This is a genomic window from Thauera sp. (assembly GCF_034003485.1).
Taxonomy (GTDB): domain Bacteria; phylum Pseudomonadota; class Gammaproteobacteria; order Burkholderiales; family Rhodocyclaceae; genus Thauera.
The window spans coordinates 65,013-74,217 of the sequence record NZ_JAVEYL010000020.1 but is presented as its reverse complement, the minus strand read 5'-3'; the positions used below and the strand labels follow the sequence as shown (position 1 = coordinate 74,217).

Here is a 9,205-nt window from a genome sequence, read left to right as displayed (position 1 = left end):
TTCGATTACGCCATCCTGCACGGTCGCGCCGAGACCAACCCCACCACGCCCCTGAAGCGCCAGATCGCACGGCGCACGGTCGAGCACCATCGGCACCTTGAAGAGCGCGACATCGGGGACTTCCTGCGCAAGCTGGAGGACTACACCGGGCACATCACGACCCGCACCGCGCTGCACCTGCTGATGCTGACCGCCGTTCGACCGGGGGAAATGTGCGGGGCTGCGTGGGCTGAATTCGACCTGGAGGCGGCTACCTGGACCATCCCGGCCAAGCGCATGAAGATGCGCCGCGTTCATATCGTGCCCCTGTCGCGCCAAGCGGCCGAACTGCTGCGCGAACTGGAGAAAGTCACGGGTGACGGGGTATATCTGTTCCCCACGCAAGGCACGAAGTCCCAGACCATCCCCCCGGCGACGCTGCGCAACGCGGTGCGCAAACTCGGGTATGCGGAACGGTTCAGTCCCCACGGCGCACGGGGCACGTTCTCCACGCTGATGAACTCGCGCGGCTATAACGCCGACTGGATCGAAAAGCAGCTTGCTCACGATGACAGCGACGCCGTGCGCCGCAGCTACAACCATACGCAGCACCTGGGAGACCGGGCGAAGATGATGCAGGACTACGCCGACCTGCTCGACGAGAAGCGGCAAGGGGCGCAGGTGATCCAACTGCGGAAGGTGGCAGCGTAATGCCAACGAAGGAACGCAGAGAACAGGCCGCACGCAGTCGCCAGAAGCGCGAAGAGGATGAGCGCGCGTGGGCTGAGTTTGACGCGGTGCTGGCCGCACTGCCCCCCGAGCGCCGCGAACGGCTGGAAGCGCAGGCCGCAGGCTTCGACCCGGATGAGTGGGGATGTCCCGCCTATCGGAACGTCGGCCTGACTATCGACGATGACGATGAAACCGGTGAAGTCTGGATGCACCCAAAGCACGGTGTGGGCGGTAACGACCGGCGAGCAGCAGACAAGGCCGATGCTATCCGGGCACTTGAACAGAAGTACCGCGAGTTCTGGAACGTTCGCCACGGTGCGAAGAGGATCGCGCAGGCCGAAGGGCTTTCGATTGAGACGGTGCGCCGGTATTTCCGCGAGACACGAAAAGACGACAAGCCAAGCTGAGCCCTTGCGTTTATGACGAAAACTTCAGGTACGCCGAAAGACGGCACACAACTACTTGGAGTTAAACATGAACGAAGCAGCCTACCTGCGCCCCGCCGAAGCCGCGCGCTTCATCGGCATCGGGCTTTCCACCCTCTGGCGCTATCTCGCCAACCACGACAAGACCGGCTTTCCCCAGCCGAAGAAGGTTTCCGACCGCGTCACCGTGTTCAAGCGTGCCGACCTGGAAGCCTGGGTCGAGTCGCGCAACGCCGAAGGGGGTGCAGCATGACCACCAGTGCCGAATTCTTCGAGCAGTACGGGGCAATATCGATGCACCTCCGCGCACCCATGCAGGGCGACGAACTGCCCATTACGGGGCGCTATGCGCCGACCGGCTACAAGCTCGCCGTGCTCGTCTATCGCAACGACGACCGGCAGGTGTGGTTCTGGGTGGATGAGGCCGTGCCCCTTGGCAGCACGAACGCCAGCGTGAATGCATATGAAGCCCTGTTCGAGCACCCGAACATTCACCCGATGCACCATCAGGCACTGCTGCGGCTGGGCCACCGCTACCGCCCCTCGATCCCGGTCCCGACCGGCATCTAATTCGCATCCCAAAAACAAAAACGCCTGTCGGGATCACCCGAGCAGGCGGAAGGACTCCACATGCCCGCTATTTTACCCCACCCCGAAGAACACCCCGCCCCCCGCGTTGCGGTTGCCATTTACGCGAACGAAAAGCAGCCTTCACCGAAGCGTCACGGCTTGGTCGGCTGGGAGCGCTTCGAACCGCGCCTTTTGAACCACGACATCCGAACCGAGAAATCCGGGCTGGCCTTCGGCCCCTACTCGCTCATCCACGGCGGAACCCGCCGAAATTCTGACGTGGAAGCGCTTTCGATGCTGGTCACGGACTCGGATGACGGCGTTTCGTTTGGTGAGCTTGCTGCGCGTTTTGCGGGCCTTCAAGCGGCGATCTACACGACGCACAGCCACAGCCCGGACAAGACGAAAGCGCGGGTCGTAGCGCCTCTGTTGAGGCCGGTACCCGTGAAGGACTGGCGCGCCTTCTTGGAGGGAGCGAAAGCGCACTTCGGCACCGACATCTTCGACCCGGCGACAAAGGACGCCGCGCGCCTGTATTACTTCCCCAGTTGTCCGCCCGAGATGGCCGAGCATCGCCGGTCGATGCGCCTGGAGGGCGCGTTCCTTGACCCGCAGCCCTTCATTGAACGGGGGCGCGAGATTCTTGCACCTTCGACACCGACGGGGGCGCCTGCGCACCTCGCGAGCGTGGCAATCAGCGACGAGTGGTCAACAGGACGGTCCGCGTTTCCTGAGCCGGAAACCCCGGAGAACATTGAACGGCTTCGGTCCGCCGCTGCGGCCATTCCTTCCTCGAAAGCGAAGGGTTGCACCCGCGACATTTACCGGACCGTGACTTGGGCAATCGCAGCAACGGGCTGGAGCTGTGCCGAAGAACTCGCGCGCGAGTGGTGTATGACCAGCCCTGAGGACTTCGACGAGGACGATTTCGCCAAGGACTGGCGATCCTACGACGCCAAGCGGACCGAGCGAATCGGGGTGGGGTCGGTATTCAAGCTCGCTGAACAGAACGGCTGGGTAGATCCTCGCCACAGCGTGAATGAAGAGGAAGAACCCTGGCTCGCCAGCATGAATACCGCCTACGCATGGATCGAGGCGGAAGCGGGCATCTATCGCATCCAATACCGGGACTTCATTTCGCCCGAGAAATTCAGGCTCGCGCATGCGAACGACACGCGGCGGGTCCAATACGGCAAGGACAGGACCAAGGAGGTCTCAGTAGCGGCGCTGTACCTCGCAAGCAAGGGGCGCCGACAACATCGATTGGTTGTTACCCGACCGGGAGAACCCGGGGTGACGGCGGACAACTGCCTGAACGACTGGACTGGTTTCACCATCGAGCCGATGCCGGGCGACGTCGCCCCCTTCATGAAGCTCTACCGCTACATGTTCGGTGACGAGCAATTCCCGCTTCAGTGGTTTGCACACCTGATCCAGCATCCGGGCGTGAAGATGTTCGTCAGTCTGGTTGTATGGTCGAACCAGCAGGGTGTCGGCAAGAACCTGCTGTTCGAGACTGTCGGCAACCTCTTCAGCCCGCATCATTTCGCGCTCATCGGACAGTCCGAGGTGGATGATGACTTTACGGGCTGGATTCCCGGAACAGTGTTCGTCATCGCCGACGAGGTCCGCGCATCCAAAAGCGATAAGGCTGCGGACCGGCTGAAGCTGTGGGTTACCGCGACCACACTGCGCACGCATGACAAAGGACAGCCGAAGCGCGTTGTCGATAACCTCATGAACCTCGCGTTTCTGTCGAACCACGCGGACGGGATGTTCCTGAACGACCATGACCGGCGATTCGCCGTCTATGAGGTGAACTCTGGACCGCTCCCCGAAGCACTCAAACACGAGTTCCTGACGTGGCGCGACAACGGGGGGTGTCGGTGCTTGCTGGACTTCTTGCAGCGGTATGAGCTCGCGGGCTTCGACCCGAAGGGGCGAGCGCCTATTACGGAGGCAAAACGCGCCATGATAGAGGCAAGCAGGTCGGATCTGGATCGTTGGGCACACGACATCATCAACGGCGCCATTCCTATGGGGCGCGAGCTCGCCACAGCGGAAGAACTGACCGCCCGCTTCATGCTGGAGTATCCACACGTCCGTACACCGCCGTCAGTTGCCGTCGTCGCAAAGGTCCTTGTTCGGATGGGAGCCTATCGCCGTGAGAACCAAGTTCGCCTGACCAGCGGTCGCAAGGTTCGCGCCCTCGCCCTTCTTCGTACTGACGCGTGGAAGGAACAGCCGGAATCGGCGTGGCGGGCTGAGTTGGAGAAGCGACTGTGAGAACCACATTCTCTGCCTCACATCCACGGACCGCCTCAGCAGTGCCTCAGCAACTGCCTCAGCTAGAACCCGCGCCAATACTGGATGCCTCACCTGCCTCACGAGTTTTGAGAAAACGTCCGCCCGACGCACGCACGCACACGCGCAGCGCTGTGCGTGCTCTCTTCTCTATTTTTTTCTCTCAAGTAGAGAAAGAACTGAGGCATCTGAGGCAAACCCCTAGAACCCGCGCCAGCACTGGGATTCATCATGCCTCAGCATTTTCGGAATCTGAGGCAGTTACTGAGGCGCTGCCGAGGCAAAACGCCGACCACCACATCTTGAGGCTACCCGCATGAGACAACGCGCTTTCGTCACGGCCATGCTCGCAGACATCCCGCAACCGGAGCAGATCGCCCAACAGCACACCGCAGCCCAGCAGCGTCAAGCAGCCGAAAGGGAACGTCGATGGCGTGACCGCCTCACCCCCTTGGATGACCGCCTGCGCAAGGTCCTCGACGACATCCCGGACAGCATCAAGGCCGAAGGCATCAGACTGCCGCCGCTGGTTCATCAACTGATCGGGCGCACACGACAACACCCTTCAGCGGGCGACGTCGGCAAGGCGCTGCGCAGACTCGGATGGCGTCGAAAACGCGACTGGTCAAACGGTGACGAAGGCTACCCCGCCGTCTGGTATCCCCCCAACAATCAAGCATGAGAACGACAACAATGAACTACCCCAACCTCGCCGCAGCCGTCGCCACCCGCTACCCCAACGCCAACGAGCGAACCCGGGACCGCCTGTGCCGCAGCGCACTGCATGAAACCGCCCACCTGTTTGTGGCCCGCATCGTCGATGCCCGCCCCTACAAACTCAGAATCCAGCGCTCCGGCGCCGGATGGATTCATGTTCATTCACACGACGAGCGCGAAATCCTGATCAGCATCGCCGGGATCGCTATGGAATACCGCCTTTCGGGTGACTATTCGAGGGTTCCGCCTGAAACAATCGGTGACTTCGACGACGCGGAACGGTGGTGCATGCAACTGTGGGACGTCGAGCGCCCCGGCATCATTGCCGGAAAAATCATCCGCGACTTGGTCACGATGTACGGATGGCGCGACGTGTGGCGGCTGATCGAGGAGACAGCAGCACACGTGGTCTCCAAAGCTCGCAAGGGGGACGGCATTCTGAGTGCGGATAAGACAGACGCCTTATGCAAATGGCTCGACGGTGAGTTGAAACGCACCGGCCTGGGGGGAGAACTCAGCCCGCTACGTAACCGCGTCCGCCCCGTCAATCTCCCTCGTCGATCGACTTCGAGTCTTTATCGAACAGATCAACCGCCCACACTGCCGGAACCCACGAGAACAGCATAGTCAACAACCACAACTTTCCGAACAACGCCGCGAGCACACAAGGAGTGCCGAACGCGAGCAGCAGCCAAATCCGCACTTTGCGATCGCCAAGTAGCAACCCTAGCGCGATCAACGCCAACCCGACTATCCCACTGAGACCGCTCCCGGAGGACCCCGCACCCATGTCCTCGGCGATGATCCTATATGCTGCAAACGCGTCACCAACGGCTCCAAACGCGATTACAGCCGCAGCGCACAACACTCGCACATTCATAACCTGCCTCAGTCCTGATCCATCTCAAACGTGCGTAGCTCGCCAGTCTCAAGGTCCATCACCTCTAGCTCGACCGATGAGCCGGTGTCGTTGATCGCCTCCACCTGGAACTGCCTGTAGCCCTCGCCGTATTCATGCACCTCGATCTCTCGCCCTTCACGGACGAGGTTGCCCCGTTCAATTTCCACGAACGTGCCGGTCTCCAAGTCATACCCATCCCAGCCCATAGCGACCGACGACGATACACACAGCGCCAGTGACGCAAGAATCCTCACCACATTCATACCGACCCCCGATTCAAGAACGACGTCGTTACGTGACGGAGACTCACTTAGGCTTGAACGCACTACCCGGTGCGCGGGGAGTCCAGCCAGTGAAACCCGATTTTCGGTGTGCAAGCTCGATCCGTTCTTCGCGCTTACGTGCATAACTCGCGCCCCACAACGTCACCTGCTCGCGGTTCTGCTCGTCGGCCTCCTTGATCTTCTCCAACTCTAGCCGACACCTGGCTTCAATGATCTTGAGCGCTGCGCGCTCGTCGTCCGACAGGCAAAGACACTTTTCCAGCCGACGCGCCGTTTCAGGGAACTGTGTAAGGACTACCGTTTTCGAGGGAGTAAGAGGTCGAACTCGCCCGGTGATCCTACCCATCTTGCTCTTGCTGCCCATATCGCCCCCTAGTCCAAGAATGACCGCAGTTTTTCCAGTGCAGCACGTCGTCTCTCGCACTGCTCCGGGGTTTCCTTCTCCGACGCGTTGACCGTGCGCCGCACGATGTAGGGGGGCAGTACGCCCTGTTCGATCAAACGTGCCTGATCGGCCTTGAGATGCGCAGCCATGCGCTGCGCACGTGTCGGTTCGTTGTCCTGCATGACCTCTCCCTGTGTCATGGCGCCTATTCTCGGGCACGGCATACTGCAAGGGGCTTGACGAACGAGTTATGTAAACAGGCAGCGTGGGCGGGGGCACCTATCATCATCGGGTGCGACACTTCGACTATACCGCTTGCGTATGCTGTTAAGAAGTTAACAGGGTATTTTTCGAGCCGGGGCGCTGAGAGCGACAGATCGGACGTGGGCGGGGGTGGCCGGGTCGATGGTCCACCCGGCAGGGGGTACCCCCCTCCCCCTTGACGCTGCGAGTGCGCGACGGACAGACCGAGCACGAGCACCCCGACAGGACCGCAGCGGACAACGTGCTTACGCGTAAGCAGTTGATATTTAACTATATTTCTTGACTGCGCGCGAGACATTGCCTATAGTGGAACTGTCCCACACGGGATAAGCGGCGAATCGGGGAGCGGCAACTCCCCGACCGCCTGACCACTACCGACTAGTTAGGAGTCGATCATGGCTGACCTGTATCTTACCCTCTCGAAGTTCCCCGCCGACGCCGCCGAACGTTTCGCCGCCACCCTGCTGCGCGCAGATGCGACCGACCTGAGCCTAGCCTTTGTGGGCAAGGACATGACCGCCCCGGAGTGCGGCATGGTGCGCACGGCGCACGCGATCATGCACGGGGACACTGACGCCGCCGAACGCTGGATGGACGAGTACCCCGACTTGCTCGAACGCGACCGCCTCACAGTGCGTGAGTCCGCCCTAGCGGATATGGTCGATGTGATCGCGGAAACCGCGCTCGCCTGACCCGAAGCACAGCCCCCGAACGAAGCCCCCGCAAGGGGGGTTTTCGTTGGTGCGGGGCGCCCCGTGTGCGGGTAGCGCCTGAAAGTGCGGGTAGAAAAGCGGGTATGTCGTGAAGCGCAACGAGCCCGATCGGGCTGCAAGTCGCGCCAGCACTGGGAGTGCTTGACTCGGTTGCGAATATGGTTCAGCGAAACGAAAAGGGTGCCTTGCAGCACCCGTTTCGAAAAGAGTTCGGGGGTTCGGAGCATCGGGCGGACAGTCCGCCTCAATTGCGTCAAGCCCGTGATTCTAACGGAAAACCGTTGCAATAAGCGCGCACCGCGGCTTCGTCGAGGTGGTAGTGGCACAACTCATGCTCGCCGTGCAACAGCACCGGCACGAGTTCGTCCCAGCGCGCCTCGAGTTCAGGATGCTGGTCCACATCGATGACTTCGATCTCCCAGCCGTACTCGGCGGCGATCGGCTGCAGCGCGTCGACCAGTTCGTGGCACAGGTGACACCACTCGCGGCTCATCACCGTGAATCGTTTGCCCGCACTCATCTGGCCGCGCGCAGGGTGACGTAGGAGGTGGCATCTGCACGACGGATCAGCAAGGTCACCTGCTGCCCGGGCTTGAGTTCGCCAGCCAGGCGATCGAAATCCTCGCGCTTGTCGAGCGTCACCTGGCGCCCGCCCACCACCATCGCCAGCACCACATCGCCCGCCATGATCTCGGCGCGCGCAGCGGCACCGTCCGCGCGCTGCACCACCAGCCCGCGCTCGATCGCACGCTCCCGCCGTTGCGCCGGCGTGGGCAGAACCAGTTCCAGGCCCAGCCGGTTGGCCGCCGCAGCGCCACCCACGGCCGCGCTGGCTTGCGGCTCGGCTTCCGGATCCTGCCACTCGCCCACGACCACACTCAGGCTGAGCGCAGCACCATTGCGATAGATATCGACGCCAGCCTGCGCCCCAGGCCGTGCAGCCGCGACGATGCGCGGCAGATCGGCGGAGTTCTCTACGCCACGCTCATTGAAGCGCACGATCACGTCGCCCTGCTCGATGCCGGCCTGCGCGGCGGGACCGTCCGGTTCGACCGCACTGACCAGCGCTCCTGCCGCCCGTGGCAGCCCGAAGCTGTCGGCGAGGTCGCGCGTGACCTCCTGGATCGACACCCCGATCCGACCCCGCTCCACCCGGCCATTGGTCCGCAACTGCTGCTGCACGTCCATCGCGACATCGATCGGAATTGCGAACGACAGCCCCATGAAGCCGCCGGTACGGCTGTAGATCTGCGAGTTGATGCCGATGACCTCGCCGCGCAGGTTGAACAGCGGGCCGCCGGAATTACCCGGATTGATCGCGACGTCGGTCTGGATGAAAGGCACGAAATTCTCATCGGGCAGGCTGCGTCCTTTTGCGCTGACGATTCCGGCCGTCACCGACTGCTCGAAACCGAAGGGCGAGCCAATCGCCAGGACCCACTCGCCCACCTTGAGCGTCTCCGGATCACCCAGCACCACATGGGGCAGCCCGGCGGCCTCGATGCGGATCAGGGCGACGTCACTGCGCGCATCGGCACCGATCACCACTGCATCGAACTCGCGCTTGTCCGCAAGGCGAACCTTGATCTCCTCGGCCTCCTCGACCACATGAGCGTTGGTGAGGATGTAGCCGTCGGCGCTGATGATGAAACCGGAGCCGAGCGACTGATTGTCGGGATCCGGTCCCGGATACTCGGGCACGCGCGGGATATATTTGCGGAAGAAGTCGAACATCGGGTCCGACTCCTCGAGCTCCGGGATCTGGAACGGCAGCTTCGAGGGCGCGCGGCGGGCCTGGGTGGTGCTTATGTTGACTACCGCCCTTCCCTGCTGCTCAACCAGTTCAGTGAAATCGGGGAGTGTCACGGCGGCCGCGTGCACGGCCGACGCCAGCAAGAGCGCCCACAGCAGCCCCACAATGGCAACCATGG

At 62.1% G+C, this 9,205-nt stretch carries 13 protein-coding genes; 8 read left to right on the top strand and 5 right to left on the bottom strand.

Annotation, left to right across the window (positions count from 1 at the left end; genetic code table 11):
• From RBT54_RS12630 to RBT54_RS12600, 7 genes are all read left to right on the top strand, one after another.
• The coding region (locus RBT54_RS12630; RefSeq protein WP_320367424.1) for a site-specific integrase at nt 1-690 on the top strand (690 nt) is incomplete at its 5' end.
• The gene (locus tag RBT54_RS12625) at nt 690-1,118 is read left to right on the top strand and encodes a hypothetical protein (protein ID WP_320367423.1); all 429 of its coding nucleotides are present in this window, start codon (nt 690-692) and stop codon (nt 1,116-1,118) included. The genes RBT54_RS12630 and RBT54_RS12625, both read left to right, overlap by 1 nt.
• Before the next feature lie 67 nt (nt 1,119-1,185).
• A complete protein-coding gene (locus RBT54_RS12620; RefSeq protein WP_320367422.1) occupies nt 1,186-1,389 on the top strand; it encodes a helix-turn-helix transcriptional regulator in 204 nt (67 codons plus the stop codon).
• Complete coding sequence (locus RBT54_RS12615) at nt 1,386-1,706, top strand: hypothetical protein (RefSeq protein ID WP_320367421.1); 321 nt, start codon at nt 1,386-1,388, stop codon at nt 1,704-1,706. Before RBT54_RS12620 ends, RBT54_RS12615 begins: the two co-directional genes overlap by 4 nt.
• A gap of 60 nt (nt 1,707-1,766) precedes the next feature.
• On the top strand, nt 1,767-3,992 hold the full coding sequence (locus tag RBT54_RS12610; protein ID WP_320367420.1) for a primase-helicase family protein: 2,226 nt from the start codon (nt 1,767-1,769) through the stop codon (nt 3,990-3,992).
• 334 nt (nt 3,993-4,326) lie between these two features.
• Nucleotides 4,327-4,692 (top strand): hypothetical protein, encoded by a 366-nt coding sequence (locus RBT54_RS12605; protein WP_320367419.1) that lies wholly within the window; start codon nt 4,327-4,329, stop codon nt 4,690-4,692.
• 11 nt (nt 4,693-4,703) lie between these two features.
• Entirely contained in the window at nt 4,704-5,354 is a 651-nt protein-coding gene (locus RBT54_RS12600; protein ID WP_320367418.1) for a histidine kinase, read from the top strand.
• A 261-nt stretch (nt 5,355-5,615) separates the two neighbouring features.
• Here RBT54_RS12600 and RBT54_RS12595 read toward each other — a convergent pair whose 3' ends face one another.
• The 3 genes from RBT54_RS12595 to RBT54_RS12585 all read right to left on the bottom strand — a co-directional run bounded on the left by RBT54_RS12595 (nt 5,616) and on the right by RBT54_RS12585 (nt 6,479).
• Nucleotides 5,616-5,834, bottom strand: coding sequence for a DUF5334 family protein (locus tag RBT54_RS12595; RefSeq protein ID WP_320367427.1), 219 nt, complete (start codon nt 5,832-5,834; stop codon nt 5,616-5,618).
• Nucleotides 5,835-5,934: 100 nt separating this feature from the next.
• The gene (locus RBT54_RS12590) at nt 5,935-6,099 is read right to left on the bottom strand and encodes a hypothetical protein (protein WP_320367417.1); all 165 of its coding nucleotides are present in this window, start codon (nt 6,097-6,099) and stop codon (nt 5,935-5,937) included.
• A gap of 185 nt (nt 6,100-6,284) precedes the next feature.
• A complete protein-coding gene (locus RBT54_RS12585; RefSeq protein WP_320367416.1) occupies nt 6,285-6,479 on the bottom strand; it encodes a hypothetical protein in 195 nt (64 codons plus the stop codon).
• Nucleotides 6,480-6,956: 477 nt separating this feature from the next.
• Here RBT54_RS12585 and RBT54_RS12580 point away from each other — a divergent pair, with 477 nt between their 5' ends.
• Nucleotides 6,957-7,253 (top strand): hypothetical protein, encoded by a 297-nt coding sequence (locus tag RBT54_RS12580; protein ID WP_320367415.1) that lies wholly within the window; start codon nt 6,957-6,959, stop codon nt 7,251-7,253.
• 274 nt (nt 7,254-7,527) lie between these two features.
• On the opposite strand, the gene RBT54_RS12575 is transcribed toward RBT54_RS12580, so the two are convergent.
• Nucleotides 7,528-7,767, bottom strand: coding sequence for a glutaredoxin family protein (locus RBT54_RS12575; protein ID WP_413788447.1), 240 nt, complete (start codon nt 7,765-7,767; stop codon nt 7,528-7,530).
• A gap of 23 nt (nt 7,768-7,790) precedes the next feature.
• Complete coding sequence (locus tag RBT54_RS12570; RefSeq protein WP_320367413.1) at nt 7,791-9,203, bottom strand: Do family serine endopeptidase; 1,413 nt, start codon at nt 9,201-9,203, stop codon at nt 7,791-7,793.
• Between the last annotated feature and the right edge of the window lie 2 nt (nt 9,204-9,205).

Bases quoted from the DNA above. Each gene is read 5' to 3' on its own strand.
- RBT54_RS12625 (WP_320367423.1), top strand. From the start codon at position 690: ATGCCAACGAAGGAACGCAGAGAACAGGCCGCACGCAGTCGCCAGAAG.
- RBT54_RS12620 (WP_320367422.1), top strand. From the start codon at position 1,186: ATGAACGAAGCAGCCTACCTGCGCCCCGCCGAAGCCGCGCGCTTCATC.
- RBT54_RS12615 (WP_320367421.1), top strand. From the start codon at position 1,386: ATGACCACCAGTGCCGAATTCTTCGAGCAGTACGGGGCAATATCGATG.
- RBT54_RS12610 (WP_320367420.1), top strand. From the start codon at position 1,767: ATGCCCGCTATTTTACCCCACCCCGAAGAACACCCCGCCCCCCGCGTT.
- RBT54_RS12605 (WP_320367419.1), top strand. From the start codon at position 4,327: ATGAGACAACGCGCTTTCGTCACGGCCATGCTCGCAGACATCCCGCAA.
- RBT54_RS12600 (WP_320367418.1), top strand. From the start codon at position 4,704: ATGAACTACCCCAACCTCGCCGCAGCCGTCGCCACCCGCTACCCCAAC.
- RBT54_RS12595 (WP_320367427.1), bottom strand. From the start codon at position 5,834: ATGGGCTGGGATGGGTATGACTTGGAGACCGGCACGTTCGTGGAAATT.
- RBT54_RS12585 (WP_320367416.1), bottom strand. From the start codon at position 6,479: ATGCAGGACAACGAACCGACACGTGCGCAGCGCATGGCTGCGCATCTC.
- RBT54_RS12580 (WP_320367415.1), top strand. From the start codon at position 6,957: ATGGCTGACCTGTATCTTACCCTCTCGAAGTTCCCCGCCGACGCCGCC.
- RBT54_RS12575 (WP_413788447.1), bottom strand. From the start codon at position 7,767: ATGAGCCGCGAGTGGTGTCACCTGTGCCACGAACTGGTCGACGCGCTG.
- RBT54_RS12570 (WP_320367413.1), bottom strand. From the start codon at position 9,203: ATGGTTGCCATTGTGGGGCTGCTGTGGGCGCTCTTGCTGGCGTCGGCC.